Here is a 17288-nt window from a genome sequence, read left to right as displayed (position 1 = left end):
TCTTTTGGCTACTGGGTTTAACATAAAAATAAGAGACTAAAATAACTCTGCATAAACGATAACTACGTCCCTATTTTACTTGGGATAACAATACTACGTTAAATCACTAGGGCGTGTTGATTTTTCGAGCACAAATTTTGTACGAATTAAACGTATTCGTAGGACAGCGCTTCTTTGGTTTTTCTACGGCGTTTTCACTTATTTATGGAGAACAACCCCATTACATAAGTTCAGCCTTGTATAAACACCAAATAAATCGCTGCAAAAAATGTACAGCAAAGATCAACACGCCCTAAAATAAGGTAAATTAGGGGTGTCTACTCTGTATTCTTTTGTTTAATCAGATAATAAACAGTAAATAGAATAACAGCGGCAGCGATGGATGACACAGCTAAGCCAGAAGGCTCTTTCATTAGTTCTAATGCTCCCTTACCAAAAAACACAGCACTTAACCCCAGAGGAGCAATTCCTATTGTCGACCCTATAATAAATTTGAAGATATTTATCTCTAGCGAACCAGCCAGAATACTAGTCGCAGTAAATGGCGGTGTAGGCGCAAGCCTTAAAGCGAGAATGGCCCATGTACCTTTGCTATCCATTTTATCTTTTAGAGTATCAGTATGTTTTTTCATTTTTTCACCAAAAATGTCAGCGCCAATAACACGTCCGATACTGTAACCACTGAGGCTAGCCAAAATAAAGCCAACTAAACAAATTAAAACACTTACCCAAATATTAAAAACTAAGCTCACAGTAAGTGCTATTAAAGGGATGGGAATTAAAAGCGCTCCACCAACAAGAAATACGCCTAAAAAAGCAAAAGCAGTTAATGAATTACTCGGAACATCACTCACTAATTGAGTAATGTTATCAATTGCTAAATAGTCACTAAAAGGAGTAAAAAAATATAAAACACCGAGCGCCAATACAGCAAAAATAACTATACTTAACTTAATAATACTTTTATTTTTCATTTTCTTGCCTCCTTTATTAACCAATTAAAAATTTTACGATGAGCCTTCATATAGAATAAGTATTCGGGGTGCCACTGCACTCCCAGTACTTTATCGCTATTTTTAGCTTCAACTACTTGGTTAATTCCAGCCACCTCTTTAGCCGTAACTTCCAATGTTTGTGCTGGCTTAGCAATCGCTTGAGAATGTATTGCATTAACTTTTAGGGGGTCATCTCCCGCAATTTTTGAAATTAACGAATCGTTAGTGGTATAAAGCACTTTTTTACGAGGAAAGGGGCTTCGAATTCTTGCCTCTTTTGCTAACAGAGGTAATGTAGATTCGTACATTGAACCACCTAACTCAGCGTTGAGTAATTGGTGCCCTCGACAAATCCCTAACAGGGGTAAATTATTATCTAATGCATAATGAATAAATTGTATTTCCATTTCGTCACGCTCTTTATCGTAATGCGACGACCCTACTTTATTAATCAGCTCCATTGGATACATTAGGCATTCTTTTAATTTAAGCCAAAAAGAGCGTTTTACCTTAGGAGCGTCCTCTTTTATGTAATGCTCTGGGTGAATATCGGAGCCTCCACCAATAATTACGCCATCATAATCGAACATACCATCAAAAGAATTTGGCGTAACTCTCACTGGACACCCACCAGCAAGCCTTATATTTAACGCAGTGAACAGCCAAGCAGTGACCCCTGAGTTATTGGGTCCGGTTATTGCTATTCTAGGTTTTGTAATATTAGGCAAAATGACTCCTTAAGATAATAAATTTGTAAAAAACTATCACTGCGCTAACTGTTATTTATTCAACCCTCGAATATGCCCGTAATTCAACAAGGCAACAAAAATACTTCCACCAATGGCATTACCTAATAAAATAATGCCAATTACTGGGAAAATCATTGAAAGTGATATAGTTGGAGACATTAAGTAGCCAACAAATAGCTCAACAGAGCCAGCAATAGAATGGTGTAAGCCACCAATACCAATCAAAAAGGTGACAACGTAAATACACAAGATCTGACCTGGAGTAGAATGCGTAGACAGGATAGTCCAAGCACCTATAGCCATTAACCACCCAGCAAGAATTGCACTAACAAATAGACTACCTGCCTCATATGCTAATACATGGTTGGCAACCAGCAGGTATCCTTCTCGGGCATGAATAACAGACTCGGCACTGCTTAGCAAAAGAGCAATAATAAAGCCGCCACTTAAATTGCCTAATATAACAATCGACCACAGCTTTAAAACGCCTATGCCACTTGCCGCACCATCAAGTAAAGGATAGACCGCCGTAGCAGTATGTTCAGTAAACAGTTGAGTTCTACTTAAAATACATAATACAAACCCAAGCGGATACACCAGTGCGACTAACACACGGTTAATTCCTTCTAAATCACCTAATATACTTGCCATTACTGCTACTGCAAGAACAGTAAAACCTATTATCATCCCCGCTGCAATTGACGATAATAACAAGCTGAGCTTCGGACGCTCTATTTGGCTTTTTCCTTCATGAATAGCGAGCTGCAATATATCGTCTGGGTGCCTAAAAGTTTCATCTATACGCTTTACAATAACTTGTTGGTATTGATCAGATTCCATTCTACGCTCTTTACGTCGATCTTTATCTCCTCGCTCTACCGCGTTATGTTCTAAGCGTTCTTTTATTGCATCTATACTTTTAGCGCCTCTTCTTTGATCTTTTAATGATTCAGAGTTTTGTTTTTTTATCATGTTATACGCTCATTAATTGGGTAAAGTACTTAAGCTGTAAAAAACAATACATAAGCACAATGTATGTTTAGTAATGCTTTATTGTTAGTCAAAGTAAAATTAATAAAATGGGTCAATGCCAGCCGTTATCTTTTGATAAGTTACAATTTATACAGTAATTAAGGCAAATATCAGACCAACCAACAATTTTTTCCGTATTATAAACTTATTTTGTTAGGTTTCTTTTTAACACGCGCAGCGCTAGGCTTTAAAAATTAACGCTTGCAAGCGTTGCTCGGAAATATGAAACCTAAGCAACAAAGAAATGCGATGTTACTTTCAACGTTATAAACCATAAAACATTAAACAAGGTTAATGTGTAGTTATTACCTAATATTAGGTAATTATTACACAACAGCACGGATTAACTCTCTTATATAATATTTTTTTGTTAAAAATCAGTTAACTATGAGTTGGTATGCATTTTGAATATCTAAATGGACATTAAATAAACAATCGCCCTTTGTATGGGGTACCAAAAATGATAACGAGTAAAGGAGCAATATTATGAATAACGACATAATTAAAGGTAAATGGAAGCAAATTTCTGGCTCGCTTAAAGCAAATTGGGCTAAGTTAACCGATGACGACTTAGATGAAATCGACGGTAACCTTGAAAAATTTCAGGGTAAGATGCAAGAAAAGTATGGAATGACAAAAGATGAGGCAAGGAAAGAGTTTGAAAAACTAAATTCCTAAAATGTCACTCACGGTGATAATGTCTACAGATAATCACCGTGAAAATTTAACTAGCGAAAAATTTTCTAGGGGGTGATAAAATAATGTGCATCAGTAATTTTAATGTCGGATTTACCTCTAAGTGTCAAATCACAAACTTTTAGCCCCCATATTAACCTTTTTAAAATGCGAAACACCCGATGCATGGGTTGAAGAAGCGATTAAGCCTGAAAATTTTACCATGCTCTTACTAGATCACTTAATTTGCGAACTTAAAGCATCCCAAAGCGCCATGTACTTGATCCGCAAATATGCTGTTGATAAAGAAGGCGGCGACGCCCTGTTAGCCTGGCTAAAGCCTTTTGAGCAATTTATCTATAAAAGAGAAGGCAATTGGCAAGATCTAGCGGCTAAAAATAAATTAACAAAATCTGTTATTCCAAAATCTAACTCCCCCTACGGCCAAGACTTAATTGATAAAATGATTTTGCTAATCAAAGAAGAATTACATCATTTCTACCAAGTATTAGAAATGATGGATCACTACAATGTTGAGTATAAAAGCATCACACCTTCACGGTACGCAAAGGGGATGCTTAAACACGTTAAAACGCATGAACCTGACACCTTAATTGATAAGCTTATTTGTGGCGCATACATTGAGGCAAGATCTTGTGAACGCTTTGCTAAGCTTGCCTCACATGTAGATAAGCGCTTGGGGGATTTTTATATGTCTTTATTACGCTCTGAAGCCCGACATTACCAAGACTATTTAGCGCTAGCACAATCAATATCAACTGAAGATATCACCGCAAAAGTAGCACATTTTGGCAAAGTTGAAGCAGAACTTATCTTAAGTACAGACTCAGATTTCAAATTTCATAGTGGTGTGCCTCAATTAATATAAAGCATTAGTAGTGTGCACTAATGCCTTTTTATCTAGTGGAGTTAACTATCTGCCAAATTTCAAATCTTACCTGCCAAATTCAACTGATACAATGAGGTATGCATTTAAAAAATAGTTAGGACTTGTTTTATATCGTGGGTACCTTTAAGCCTTGAATAATTAAATAAACACTATGACTTGACATTGTCTGCGGCATAATAGAGCCAGCTACCTGTTAATAAATTGTTGCAAAAAAACACTTATTTAGTTATAAATAGCCCCGAAATTTAACGGACCCAAAGTTTATTAGATTGGCGACCAATTTGGTCAGTATTAAATGATTAATTTTTATTAGGGAATTTCTAAAACAATGGGAAGTATTGAGTTTTTTATTGTCGCACTAAATTTAATAATTGTATTTGTAGCTTATCTATCTGTATACCCAAAACTTGCAGGTAATAGCTTTAATCGAATATCGTTTTATGACATTTTTGCTTCTGGGTTGGCGCTTATCATCGTCGGTTCAACTTATTGGGATACAGGACAAGAGTTTAACTTGATTGTTGGCCAAGTAAATTGGTTTTGGTTTACATTGATCACATACGGACTTATCGAAATACCTGTGATGGTGTGGTATTTCAAAAAAAATAAAGTAAAAATTAAAATTAAAACTGAACAGAAGCATTAAGTCGCTCGCAACTCGTTCTAACCATTAATAATAGCTATTGTCGCTTTATTCAACCATGTTAATCCTTTATTAGTTAAGGTTTTACTGTGTTGGGAAGCATAGTAAATTGTAGAGCAATTTGAATTTTATAAAATTAAACAAGGAGTTAGCATGTATTGGCTAGAAGCTATAGGGTTAATTGTGTTTATTGTTTTAATGACCATTGGTTATAAACGAAGAAATAGAAATATCATGTTAGGGGCTTCAATTTGCTTACTTATTACTTTGGTTGGACCAGATGCCGTATCAGGATTTAATGAAGGCTATAAAAGTGCTATTTCGGAGCAATCAACTTAATAAGCAGATTTTAAAGCCGGACAAATAGAAATTGGTATTTATGCTCAATTTTTAATAATAAATGTGCCGGCTCTTTGTCAATAAGTAATTATATAGATAAGTTATGTAATTAGAAGAAATTTATGGACAAAGTAGTCAAAAATGCTTCGATGAGTATCCAGAAAGTGTGCGGATTCGATTAGAAGAACTGAGCAATTTAGTGCCTCAAGTTGCTTCTGAATTGGCATTAAGTGAAGTGAAAGAATCACTCAAATGGGGTGAACCAAGCTACAGCGTTATAACAGGTAGTCCGCTCAGAGTAGACTGGAAGCTGAGATCGCCCAACATTTAACCTCAACTCGGGATAATAAATAGCTCTCTAGCAGCTATTTTTTCCTTACTTCTGTGTTAAATTGAATAAGTCTTAACTTGATCTGTCAGATTCGAATAATAGAACACAATTAAATCTGACAGTCGCATATGTGCCATTAAGAGACATTTAGATAATCTGATACAGCCTTTTTGAAGCAATAGTAATGGCATGACACCTAAGCATTTCTAGTTGGATACTTTCTGTTTCCCAGCAATGCCAATATAAAGGCGTATCTAAATAAAACTCTGGCATCAAATTGACCAATTCTCCTTTTTCTATTGTCTCACCCAACTGCAAACTTGGAAGCAGCCCGTAACCTAGACCTGCAATCATTGCTTGTTTAAATCCTTCTGATGATGGACAAATATGAGTATATTTAGGCAAAGAACCATTCAAATGTGTTAGAAATTGATGTTGTAATTTGTCATGTTCATCAAAGACCAAACAGGGTAATTCTGTAAGTTGATGTAATGATGTTATGTTATAACGCTTTTTAAACGCAGGGCTACATATGACAAAGTAGCGCAATGCACCTAATTCAAATACCTTGCCTCCATTCACTGGTTTATCAATTGAGCATATTGAGATCATTACTTCACCAGCCTTCATTCTGTTTAAGGCTATCGTTTGATCTTCCGCTATTATCTCGAATCTATATTTAAAATCACAGTAATCTTCGGGCACAGATAAAGCTTCTGGTAGCCACGTTGCCAAGGAGTCAGCATTGGCAGATATTTTAACTGACACAGGTAATTGTTTATCAACGAATTCAGTGCTGCTCTGTAAATTTAGTGATAACTCAAGCTGCTTAACTTGTTGTAAATGAGTTAATAATTTTACTCCAAGCTCAGTTGCTTTAGGCGGTTTCGTTCTAATTAAGACAGGCTCACCTAACAGCGACTCCAGTTGGTAAATACGCTTACTTACAGCCGATTGCGTAATAAATAGAGTTTGCGCAGCTCTGTCAAAGCCCTTTTCTGTAACAACTGCATACAATGCTTGCAGCAACTGATAATCAATCATGAATTTTTCTCATGTAGCAATATAATCATTCATTAGATTCATGATAATTCAAGAAGTAAGATTACACCAATATTAAAATCAGTTTCTACTTAATCACGCCATAAGGGGGCGATAACGTGTCATTTATTTCAGGTTTAATATTGGGTCTTAGCTTAATCGTGGCTATAGGTGCTCAAAATATATGGGTTTTAAGCCAGAGCATGGCTGGAGCAAATAGATTGGTTATTGCTGTGGTTTGTATAGTTTGTGACGCTTCGTTAATTGTTTTTGGCGTTTATTCGGCACAAGAATTACAGCAATGGATACCTGAGTTTATTCCATTGTTCACTTGGGGAGGAATTGCTTTACTAATATATTTGGCATACGGCTCCGCTAAACGGGCATATATAGGTTCATCAGGAATGAAACTTGACGAAACCGTAACAGTTGATTGGAGAAAAACAGCCTTAACAGCTTTGGCAATAAGCTTACTGAACCCTCATGTTTACTTAGATACGGTAATTTTACTAGGTAGTGTTGGTGCTTTACAACCTAGCCCAACATTATTTGCTGTAGGAGCGTGCATCGCTTCTGTTATGTGGTTTGGAAGTTTAGTTTTATTTTCACCAAAACTTAAACGCCTACTAAGTTCACCTAAACGATGGCGAATATTTGACTCAACAATCTCTATTTTACTCTGTGTTGTTGCGGCTCAACTTTATACATATACATAGTGATTAGTAACTCGATTTTGAACAAGCTCACTCACGCTATTAGTAAGTTAACATCCCTTAATCGCTCATATTGCCTGTCATATAAAGTCTAAACCTAGTTGTGTATGCTGTCAGATCATGTATGAGCTACTACAGTTAAATTCATAAAAAATAGAATAACTTAGCTAGATAGCTTCCGCGTCCTGCTCACGCTAAGTACCTACTTCCGTGTAAGCACAGCTTCCGCGTCCTGCTCACGCTAAGTACCTACTTCCGTGTAAGCAAAAAAAAGTAAATCATGTTTAAACGTATCCAAAGAACAGTGCTCCTTTGGTTTTTCTACGGCGTTTTCACTTATTTATTAGGGAACAACTCCATTACATACATAAGTTCAGCCTTGTATAAGTACCAAATAAATCGCTGCATAAATGTACAAGAAAAGTTCAACACGCCCTAGTTGGTACAGCTACCCACTTGCCATAGTTTTGCCATAATTGCTCATTAAATTGCCTTTATTTCACCGTAATAAACACTCTTTCTTTTGTTTTAATAGGTTTTATAACAAGGATATTGGAGAAAACATGTGTTTAACTCATTTAAGAAAATACAATTCATTGACTATCAAGACTCATATTACTACCAACAAAAGCGTAAGAAACAACGTAAAAAATGGTTAAAGTATATTTTACTAATTGTTCTGTTAGCATGCCTTGTTGTGGTGATTATTCCGTTGGCACAAAGTACAAACTTTAATGAGGGGCAATCTACTGAGCACAATACAACAAATGAAAACCCATTAATTTATAGTCCTCAATTAATATTTAATCATCCTGATAAAAAAAATAATGTTTCATTGCCCATTGATATAACCGCTAGTATTGAAGTAAGCGGTTTAATTGCATACACACAAATAAAGCAAGTTTTTATAAACCCCCACCCGCTTGAATTAGACGGTAAGTATCAGTTTCCAATGCCTGAAAATGCTGCAATTAAGCACTTAACTGTAAAGGTTGGTGATAACATTATTATTGGCCAAATCATGGAAAAGCAAGCAGCTAAGAAGGCCTATAACAAAGCAAAAACACAGGGAAAAAAGGCCAGTTTAGTACAGCAACAACGAGCTAATTTATTTACTAACAATATTGCTAACATTCCTCCCCGTTCAGCAGTTACCGTTACGCTCACCTTTATTATGCCTGTTACATTTCTAAATAATGAACTTAATATAAACTTACCCCTTGCGATGACCACTCGTTATCAGCCTATGCATTATAATGAGTCGCCGGCAGAGCACTCAGCCCCTTCTTCTAGTGCAAATTATCAGGCTGCTAACTCAAGCGTTACACAAGTAAATAGTTATGAATTAATCGACGCTGGGGCAAGTCGTTCTCAATCAAGTGATTTTGATTCAAGCACTTTAAATATTAATAGTTTTACCGCTAATGAATTAAATTTTGGCGGTGCTAATTCAGAGATTGTAGCTAAAAGTCAGGCAGCTATTAGTGTTGTGCTTAACGCTGGTGTAGCCGTTTCTTCAATAAAAAGCGCAAGTCATCAAATAAACACAAAGCCTATTAATAACCTACAATCTGAATTTTTGATCAGCTTAGCCAAAGCGAAAACCCTTACCAACAAAAACTTTAATTTAACCTGGCAACTAGAACCTAGTCAGCAACCTCAAATAAGTACATTCACAGAAAAAGTAGGCGAAGAATATTTCACACTACTCACTTTCTTTCCACCAAGTACTGATAAGCCTGCAGTATTTTCAAGAGACGTTATTTTTATTATTGACACTTCGGGCTCTATGCAAGGTAGCTCAATGATTCAAGCAAAACAAAGTTTGCAACATGCCATCTCTCTACTTAATAGCAGTGATAGCTTTAATATTATTGCGTTTAACGATTCAGTTGATTTACTTTTTTCTAGCACTCAAATGGTAACAAGTAATACCGTTAATCAAGCGTTAAAATTTATCCAGCGTTTAAAAGCCGATGGTGGCACTGAAATGTATCGGCCACTGAGCCAAGCCTTAATAATGGCAAAAAACAGTGAGCAATCAGAACAAGCAATAAGACAAGTGGTATTCATAACTGATGGAGCGGTTGCTAACGAGTTTGAATTAATGCAGTTACTCGACGGTGCTCAACATAACTTTCGATTATTTACTATAGGAATTGGCGCTGCACCCAATGGATATTTTATGAAGAAAGCCGCACAGTTTGGCCGTGGCAGCTATCTTTACATCCAAAACAGTAACGAAGTGCAAAGCCATATAGCCACTTTAATGACTAAAATTAGCCAACCTGCTTTGAGTGATATAGCGCTAATAGTTGATAGTCAAATTCATCACCAGGTTGAAGTATTTCCTAAAAAGCCGACAGATCTGTACCTTGGCGAACCCATGCAAGTCGCCATAAAGTCAGCATTGCCATTAATAAGTGTGCAACTTACCGGTAAAACGAAAAATCAACCTTGGTATCAACAACTGATCATTGATGACAACCAACCATCGAAAGGAATTTCAACACTCTGGGCGAGAAGTAAAATTGAAGACTTACTTGATGGTTTAGTAAAAGGCATTGACAAAGAACAAGTTAAAAAACAAGTAATCGCTACCTCTATTACTCACCAAATTATCTCGCCATACACCAGTTTTATTGCAATTGAGAAACAACCACAAGTGAACACCTCATTATCTCAAACGGCTAAAAATGCAATTGAGCGATCAAGTGCTCAAACTGATAATTTACTAATAGCAATGCCTAAAACCGCACTAGGCTGGCAGCAACAATTTTTACTGGGATTATTGTTGATGATAATTGCACTTTTAACCATTCGATTACGAGCCAAATAACATGTTCACCATCACAGCTAAAGCTTTATTGGTTGTTGGTAGCCTACTGTGCATTCATGCCAGCTGGTTACCAGCAAAGGCATGGTTATCACAAGTACTGATAAAACAAAGCTGGCAACAGTCGATAGCTCAACAAAAGTCGCTTATTAATACTCATAAACTATTGGGAAACGACTTAGTGAATACTCGTAAAAAAGTGGCTATTAAACCTTGGCCATGGGCCGACACCTTTCCTATCGCAGAATTAGCTTTTGAGCGTTTACAACAAAGCATTGTGGTACTAAACGGCGGCGACCCTACCACGTTAGCTTTTTCAGCAGGTGCGGTTGCGCCATTTAATCAAACAAATAGTAGTAAACCATTTGTTGTTGCGGGACATAGAGATAGTCACTTTGCTTTTTTGGAGAATATTATAATGAAAGATGTGATTTCAATGACAGATCAAAACGGGCGTAGCCAACTCTATCAAGTTGAAGCAATTGATATAATTAACGCCTCATCTGGACAACTACCTATTCCTGTCAATGATAGCAGTTTAGTATTAATTACATGCTACCCGTTTAATAGCCTAAGTGATGAAACAGATGAGCGCTATGTGATCACCGCAAAGCTATTGTAAACACACTCAACACAATAGCTAATTAGATTGATTGCGGTCAATAAACATTCAATAGTAGCGATAAAAAATTAAAGTATTGTTGAATATCCCTGTTTTAACTAAGCGTTTATTGAGATACTTAGCCCAACGGTATTTATTGCACCCATGTATTTAGGGACTGTTAATAAATAATAGGTATTAACCACAAGTCGAGTTTAGTATGTCAAAAAAAGCAATTAAAAAGTTAGTTGAAAAGCATCAAAACCTCATACATAGCGAAGAGTTAAAAGTGTCATCACATGTACAACGCGAAGAAGACGAGTGGTACATAAATACCGTTATGATTGAAAATGTTTCTGCACCATTTAAATATAAAAGACGCAAAAAATATCAAACTTTAACCGGGAACTTGGTCAATATTACCTATTATCCAGCAACGGAAAGTATTGCAGGAATGGATATTGAAGTAATGAAAGTTGTTCGTATTAAAGTTTCTTAATAGCTCAAATAGTTCTAATAGATATAAATTTAGGTTATTTTAGCTATAAAAATAAAGAATTTGCCTTTTAATCTGTCTATTTGTCAATCAACCCTTGACGAACTCCTCAACATCTTACATAAATAGGTTATCAACAAAAAAAATAATAACGTTGAAAGCGATGTTAAACGTATTTATTTCTGTTTAGCATAATTTGGGGACTGCAAGAGGATAAAATTATGATCTTAAATCATATATGGGGGCTTTATGCTCACCCAAAAGAAGAATGGCAAACGATAGAGAAACGTCATGAAAGCTTAATATATAGTACGGTTCATATATTAGTTATTGCTTTAATTCCCGCAATTTGTAGCTATTACGCAACGGCACACTTGGGATGGGCTATTGGCGCAGGCGATGTAATAAAGCTACCACAGACAAGTGCAATCGCTATGTCTGTTGCTATGTATGGTGGGCTAGTTTTTGGTGTTGTTGGGCTTGCATACTTAGTTCAATGGATGGCTAAAACATTTGATGCTAAACCTAAGTTCTCACAATCTTTAGAATTAGCTGCATATACCGCCACACCATTATTAATGGCCGGTCTATCTGCTTTATATCCAGTACTTTGGTTTGTTGCCGTTGTCGGATTAGGTGCGTTAGCTTATTCTGTTTATTTATTATATTCGGGTGTTCCGATTATGATGAATATTCCTGAAGAGAAAGGATTTATTTACTCAAGTTCTGTAGTTACCTGTGGTTTAGTATTATTAGTTGGTTTAATGGCTTTTAGTGCTGTGCTTTTTGGTATGGGATTTGGTACCGATTACATACCGAATTAGTTAACAATTATAACTAATAAATTTACCTAGCATATTTACCTAACAAAAAAGCAGCGATATTATCGCTGCTTTTTATTTGTGGTTCAAAAGTTAACTTCAGTGAAGTTAATTATCTTGTGCTATTCAGCACCCTCATTATACATATCGATAATAGAGTCAGCATTTTTGTCAGACGTTTCTTTAGTTTCATTACTGCGTAGTGCATCTAATCTTTCTAAGTAAGCCTGATCAATATCTTTGGTGATGTATTGCCCATTAAAAACAGATGTTTCAAAGTCTTTGATACTTGGATTAGTAAGTGTAACAGCTGCCTTTAAGTCTTCAATTGACTGGAATATTAATTTATCAGCACCAATTAACTGGCAAATATCATCAACATCGCGACCATGAGCAATTAATTCGTTTGCACTTGGCATATCAATACCATAAACGTTAGGAAAACGAATTTCAGGGGCCGCAGAGGCGAAGTAAACCTTCTTAGCGCCTGCACTTCTTGCCATTTCAATAATTTGCTCTGACGTTGTTCCGCGTACAATAGAGTCATCAACTAGTAACACGTTTTTACCTGCAAATTCAGCGTTAATTGCATTAAGCTTTCTGCGGACAGACTTTCTACGTTGCTCTTGACCCGGCATAATAAAAGTACGACCAATATAACGGTTTTTAACAAAACCTTGGCGGTAAGGTAAATTTAACGTTTGGGCAATTTGTAGCGCACTATCACACGATGTTTCAGGGATAGGTATTACCACATCAATATCTTCGTCTGCCCATTCTTTAGCTATTTTCTTACCTAACATTCTACCCATTTCAACGCGTGAACCGTAGACAGAAATTTTATCTATAGTGGAATCCGGACGCGCAAAATAAACATATTCAAAAATACATGGGTTTAACTGTGGGTTTTCAGCACATTGCTTACTATGAAGCTGTCCATCTTCAGTAAAAAATATGGCTTCGCCAGGCGCTACATTACGTACAAAGGTAAAGTCATTAGCATCTAATGCCACAGACTCAGACGCTACCATATATTCATTGCCCGTTGCCGTTTCACGTTTACCAAAAACGAGTGGGCGAATTCCGTATGGGTCACGAAATGCAACCATGCCATGGCCAATAATAAGTGAAGTTGCTGCATACGCACCACGAACACGCTTATGAACATTAGCAACGGCAGTAAAAATATCATCTGGGGTTAAACTAATATGGCCAGTTTGTTGTAATTCGTGGCCTAAAATATTTAGCAGTAACTCAGAGTCTGATGTGGTATTAACATGGCGTCGAGCTTCCGTATATAACCAATCTTTTAATTCATCGGCATTAGTTAAATTACCGTTATGAGCTAAAGACAGCCCAAAAGGTGAATTAGCATAAAACGGCTGGGCTTCAGATGAGCTTGAAGTGCCTGCTGTTGGGTACCTAATATGACCAATACCAACATTTCCCTGTAAACGTAGCATATGACGTGTATGGAACACATCTTTAACCAGTCCATTGCCCTTTCGCATTCTAAAGGTATTATTATGAATAGTCACAATACCCGCTGCATCTTGTCCTCGATGCTGTAAAACAGTTAAGCCATCATAAATCGCCTGACCTACTGGTGTTTTACCAACAATGCCAACTATACCGCACATAAAGTTATTCTCCGCCGAATTAAGCTTTATTTAAAAAACTTGAAGATTGTTTGAGGTATTCAAAAAACCATTCAATAATTAATGTGAATTCTGGGATCAATTGAGAACTTTGCCACCATTTGCTTTGTGCCGCAGGGGTAAAAGCGTCTAAGAAGAAAAGTATCGCACTTGTAATTAACAGACCTCGTAAAGCACCAAAAACAATTCCTAGTACTCGATCGGTTCCTGACAAACCTGTTTTTTCAACCAATTGCCCAATAATATAATTTACTAACGCACCTAAAATTAACGTAGTAATAAATAAAATGGCTACGGCTGCTGCATTACGAAGTAATTGATCAGAAATATTTGTCAGATAAAGTGCAAGGTCTGCATAAAATGAACTTGCTATAAAAAATGCACTGATCCAAATAACAAGTGACACCGCTTCTTTAACAAAGCCCCTTACTAAACTGATAAGTGTTGATATAACAATGACTGCCAATATGGCGTAGTCTATCCAAATCATAGGTCGATTATTCTCATTGATTAGAGGCGCGCATTCTAACAGATTTAGACGCTATTTAGCCAATTTTTTTGTGATTGGCTCTAAGTAACGACAACTCTTGATGTGTTAACTCACTATCTACAATAAATGAACGTTACTACGTATCTGTGGGTGTAAAGCGTGCTACTTTACCTTCAACAGTAGTAAGTTCTTTAAGTGCTGGAACTTTTTTCTCCAAGCTAGACTTAATTAGCTCAGGTCCGATAAACACTTTAGTTAAGTTACCTGTTCTTGTTTTAATTGGTTTACTAAAAGCGGTGTAGCCATTATCTTTAAGTTTCTTTAGTAAATCATCAACATTTTTTTTATGTCGAAAACTACCCAGTTGTATTACCCAAGCTTCTTTTAAAACGGCTTTTTCAGGCAATTTGTCTGTACGCTGCTCTTGGGCATAGTCTGACTTACTTTGTACTTTCTGATCAGAGATATTATCTTCTTTAACGGGTAGTGTGGTTACTTTTACACCATCGCTTTCGTCATTATTAACCGCTAATTCATCGTCGAGCGCTTGTTCATCTGATATGTTTTCTTGGGCTAATTGCTCGAGCTTTTGCTCATCAAATTGCTTATTAGTAGGTGTAAAATCAATGCTTGGTGCTGCTGGAATTTGATCAAACTCTTCCTGATATGTTTTTTTCTCACCGTCTAAAATATCGGGTAAAAATATGATAGCGATTGCCGCAACTATAACGGTTCCTACAAGTCGATTTTGAAAAGGTGTAGACACTGTAACTCCTAAAGTAACAATTTTCTGATACTTGCAACGGTATAAAATGATCCGAAAACTAAGATTAAATCTGTTGGTTGTGCTTGAGATACAGCCATTTTATAGGCATCTTCCACTTTGTCAAAGCAATTCACTGAAGCTTTTGCCAAGCTTAGTGATTGTGCTAACACTTCGGCTTTTGCGCCGCGAGACACAGATAAACTTGCTACATACCATTGATCGATAACACCGGTGAGTTCATTCAAGGTACTATTAATATCTTTATCAGCAAGCATAGCTGCTACTGCATGTATTTTAGTGTAGCGTATCGCTTGTGCGTTTGTTTGTATGTAGTGCTTTAAGTAACGAGCCGCAAGCGGATTATGTCCCACATCTAACATGACATGACACTTTGCTTTGAAAAGCTCTGTACGGCCTGCAACTTTCGTTTCTTTAATATTGTTCGCTAGCTCAGATTCAGTTATATCAGATAATAGTAAACAAATGACCGCTATGGCAGTTGCAACATTATCAAGAGGAATATTAGGTACAGGTAGGTTATCAAACCGAAAATTGCTGTTATGCCATGACCAAGTATTATTTGAATGTACTTCAACAAAAAATGCACTATCTCGTTGAATAACCTTTGCTTTTAGCGCGTTAGCATGAGCTAAAACACTGTTAGCTGGAGAAGTTTCTCCTAAAACAGTCAATTGGTTTGCCCGTATAATACCGGCTTTTTCTTTAGCAATAGTTTCCCTGTCATTACCTAAAAAAGCTTGGTGATCTAAGTCAACAGTGGTGATCACGGCAATGTCTGCATCGATAAGGTTAGTTGCATCTAAACGACCACCTAAACCAACCTCTAATATAATGTATTCTGGTTGTTCTATCATTAACACTAAAAAAGCCGCTAAGGTAGTGTACTCATAGTAAGTTAAACTAATGTCCTGCCGGGCTTGTTCAATTTTTTTAAACGCGTTAACAATCGCTTGATCAGATACGTCTAGTTGATTAATGCGTAATCTTTCATTAAAGCGTTCAATATGTGGTGAAGAATAAACCGCTACTGTTTTTGCTTTACTGAGCAAAGTGTGTTCAATAAACGCACAGGTAGTGCCCTTGCCGTTTGTTCCTGCTACTGTAATTACTTTTGCAAAAGAAAGATCTATCGATAAGCGAGTAGCAACTTCACCAATTCGTGTTAAGCCTAGATCAATCTCACTCGTATGTAATGACTCTAAATAAGAAAGCCACTCATCGAGTGTATACTCGTTTGAGTGGCTTAAAAAATTACTTTTCATAAATTATATTATTAATTATCTGACGTGGGTTGACCAGTAAACTTCGACAAAAGGCGACCTAAAGTGTCACGCATTTCACGACGGTCAACGATCATATCTATCGCACCTTTCTCTAGCAAAAACTCACTACGTTGGAAACCTTCTGGTAGTTTTTCACGTACTGTTTGTTCAATAACTCGTGGGCCAGCAAAACCAATTAATGCTTTAGGCTCAGCAACATTCACATCACCCAGCATTGCTAAACTAGCTGAAACACCCCCCATGGTAGGGTCAGTTAAAACAGAAATGTAAGGTAGGCCTTTTTCACTCATTTTAGCTAAAGCTGCACTTGTTTTTGCCATTTGCATTAAAGAGAAAAGTGCTTCTTGCATACGGGCGCCGCCACTGGCAGAAAAACAAACCAGTGGTAAGTTATGCTCTAAACAATACTCAACACCTTTTACAAATCTAGCGCCAACAACAGAAGCCATCGAACCACCTAAGAATGAAAACTCGAATGCTGCAACTACGATAGGCATGCCTAAAAGTTCACCTTTCATTACAACAAGTGCGTCTTTCTCACCTGTGTTTTTTTGGGCCGCTGAAATACGATCTTTATAACGTTTTGTGTCTTTAAATTTTAGAATATCTTGTGGCTCAAATTCACTTCCTAATTCGACTCGTTCACCCTGATCAAGAAAACCCTCAACACGTTTACGCGCTGTAATACGCATATGATGGTCACACTTAGGACAAACAGACATTTGTCGATCTAGTTCAGCTTTATATAATACAGCGTTACATGCAGTACATTTACTCCATACTCCTTCAGGAATACTGCTGCGCTCAGTCGTTTTTGCTTTCGGGAGAATCTTTTCTATCCAGCTCATAATATATTGCCTATTGCACGAGAGAAACTTGATAATAGTT

18 protein-coding genes are annotated in these 17288 nt (G+C 36.8%); 9 read left to right on the top strand and 9 right to left on the bottom strand.

Features of this window, described 5'->3' with window-relative positions; genetic code table 11:
• Positions 1-317: 317 nt before the first annotated feature.
• The 3 genes from QUD79_RS05880 to QUD79_RS05870 are packed head-to-tail and all read right to left on the bottom strand — an operon-like array spanning position 318 to position 2716.
• Positions 318-974 carry a TVP38/TMEM64 family protein gene (locus QUD79_RS05880; protein ID WP_184425762.1) on the bottom strand — a complete coding sequence of 219 codons (657 nt, stop codon included), beginning with the start codon at positions 972-974 and terminating at the stop codon, positions 318-320.
• Positions 971-1723, bottom strand: coding sequence for a gamma-glutamyl-gamma-aminobutyrate hydrolase family protein (locus QUD79_RS05875; protein ID WP_184425760.1), 753 nt, complete (start codon positions 1721-1723; stop codon positions 971-973). Before QUD79_RS05875 ends, QUD79_RS05880 begins: the two co-directional genes overlap by 4 nt.
• 51 nt (positions 1724-1774) lie before the next feature.
• A complete protein-coding gene (locus tag QUD79_RS05870; RefSeq protein WP_246455011.1) occupies positions 1775-2716 on the bottom strand; it encodes a formate/nitrite transporter family protein in 942 nt (313 codons plus the stop codon).
• Positions 2717-3262: 546 nt separating this feature from the next.
• Between QUD79_RS05870 and QUD79_RS05865 the strand changes: the two genes are divergently transcribed.
• The 4 genes from QUD79_RS05865 to QUD79_RS05850 all read left to right on the top strand — a co-directional run bounded on the left by QUD79_RS05865 (position 3263) and on the right by QUD79_RS05850 (position 5343).
• Complete coding sequence (locus tag QUD79_RS05865) at positions 3263-3454, top strand: CsbD family protein (protein WP_184425758.1); 192 nt, start codon at positions 3263-3265, stop codon at positions 3452-3454.
• 121 nt (positions 3455-3575) lie between these two features.
• Positions 3576-4340, top strand: coding sequence for a tRNA isopentenyl-2-thiomethyl-A-37 hydroxylase MiaE (gene miaE / locus QUD79_RS05860; protein WP_184425756.1), 765 nt, complete (start codon positions 3576-3578; stop codon positions 4338-4340).
• A 349-nt stretch (positions 4341-4689) separates the two neighbouring features.
• Positions 4690-5007: a hypothetical protein gene (locus tag QUD79_RS05855; RefSeq protein ID WP_184425755.1), complete on the top strand. Its 318-nt coding sequence runs from the start codon at positions 4690-4692 to the stop codon at positions 5005-5007.
• A gap of 150 nt (positions 5008-5157) precedes the next feature.
• The gene (locus QUD79_RS05850) at positions 5158-5343 is read left to right on the top strand and encodes a hypothetical protein (protein WP_184425753.1); all 186 of its coding nucleotides are present in this window, start codon (positions 5158-5160) and stop codon (positions 5341-5343) included.
• Between the two features lie 478 nt (positions 5344-5821).
• Here the strand turns inward: QUD79_RS05850 and QUD79_RS05845 are convergent, their stop codons facing one another.
• Positions 5822-6718 carry a LysR family transcriptional regulator ArgP gene (locus QUD79_RS05845; protein ID WP_184425751.1) on the bottom strand — a complete coding sequence of 299 codons (897 nt, stop codon included), beginning with the start codon at positions 6716-6718 and terminating at the stop codon, positions 5822-5824.
• 116 nt (positions 6719-6834) lie between these two features.
• On the opposite strand from QUD79_RS05845, the gene QUD79_RS05840 reads away from it, so the two are divergent.
• From QUD79_RS05840 to QUD79_RS05820, 5 genes are all read left to right on the top strand, one after another.
• Positions 6835-7431 carry a LysE/ArgO family amino acid transporter gene (locus QUD79_RS05840; RefSeq protein WP_184425749.1) on the top strand — a complete coding sequence of 199 codons (597 nt, stop codon included), beginning with the start codon at positions 6835-6837 and terminating at the stop codon, positions 7429-7431.
• A 562-nt stretch (positions 7432-7993) separates the two neighbouring features.
• Positions 7994-10267, top strand: coding sequence for a marine proteobacterial sortase target protein (locus tag QUD79_RS05835; RefSeq protein WP_184425747.1), 2274 nt, complete (start codon positions 7994-7996; stop codon positions 10265-10267).
• Between the two features lies 1 nt (position 10268).
• Positions 10269-10886 (top strand): class GN sortase, encoded by a 618-nt coding sequence (locus QUD79_RS05830; protein WP_184425745.1) that lies wholly within the window; start codon positions 10269-10271, stop codon positions 10884-10886.
• Between the two features lie 199 nt (positions 10887-11085).
• The gene (locus tag QUD79_RS05825) at positions 11086-11364 is read left to right on the top strand and encodes a hypothetical protein (protein WP_184425743.1); all 279 of its coding nucleotides are present in this window, start codon (positions 11086-11088) and stop codon (positions 11362-11364) included.
• Positions 11365-11582: 218 nt separating this feature from the next.
• Positions 11583-12185 carry a Yip1 family protein gene (locus QUD79_RS05820; protein WP_184425741.1) on the top strand — a complete coding sequence of 201 codons (603 nt, stop codon included), beginning with the start codon at positions 11583-11585 and terminating at the stop codon, positions 12183-12185.
• 119 nt (positions 12186-12304) lie between these two features.
• Here the strand turns inward: QUD79_RS05820 and purF are convergent, their stop codons facing one another.
• The 5 genes from purF to accD form a co-directional block, all read right to left on the bottom strand.
• A complete protein-coding gene (purF, locus tag QUD79_RS05815; protein ID WP_184425739.1) occupies positions 12305-13822 on the bottom strand; it encodes an amidophosphoribosyltransferase in 1518 nt (505 codons plus the stop codon).
• A gap of 19 nt (positions 13823-13841) precedes the next feature.
• The gene (locus QUD79_RS05810; protein ID WP_184425737.1) at positions 13842-14330 is read right to left on the bottom strand and encodes a CvpA family protein; all 489 of its coding nucleotides are present in this window, start codon (positions 14328-14330) and stop codon (positions 13842-13844) included.
• A gap of 136 nt (positions 14331-14466) precedes the next feature.
• Positions 14467-15096: an SPOR domain-containing protein gene (locus QUD79_RS05805; RefSeq protein WP_184425736.1), complete on the bottom strand. Its 630-nt coding sequence runs from the start codon at positions 15094-15096 to the stop codon at positions 14467-14469.
• 8 nt (positions 15097-15104) lie between these two features.
• Positions 15105-16379, bottom strand: coding sequence for a bifunctional tetrahydrofolate synthase/dihydrofolate synthase (folC, locus tag QUD79_RS05800; RefSeq protein ID WP_184425734.1), 1275 nt, complete (start codon positions 16377-16379; stop codon positions 15105-15107).
• Positions 16380-16390: 11 nt separating this feature from the next.
• The gene (gene accD, locus QUD79_RS05795; protein WP_184425732.1) at positions 16391-17248 is read right to left on the bottom strand and encodes an acetyl-CoA carboxylase, carboxyltransferase subunit beta; all 858 of its coding nucleotides are present in this window, start codon (positions 17246-17248) and stop codon (positions 16391-16393) included.
• Positions 17249-17288 lie beyond the last annotated feature (40 nt).

The sequence above is a fragment of the Thalassotalea piscium genome (assembly GCF_030295935.1).
Taxonomy (GTDB): domain Bacteria; phylum Pseudomonadota; class Gammaproteobacteria; order Enterobacterales; family Alteromonadaceae; genus Thalassotalea_B; species Thalassotalea_B piscium.
The sequence above is the reverse complement of the archived record's forward strand: the minus strand, read 5'-3'. Positions and strand labels throughout refer to the sequence as shown.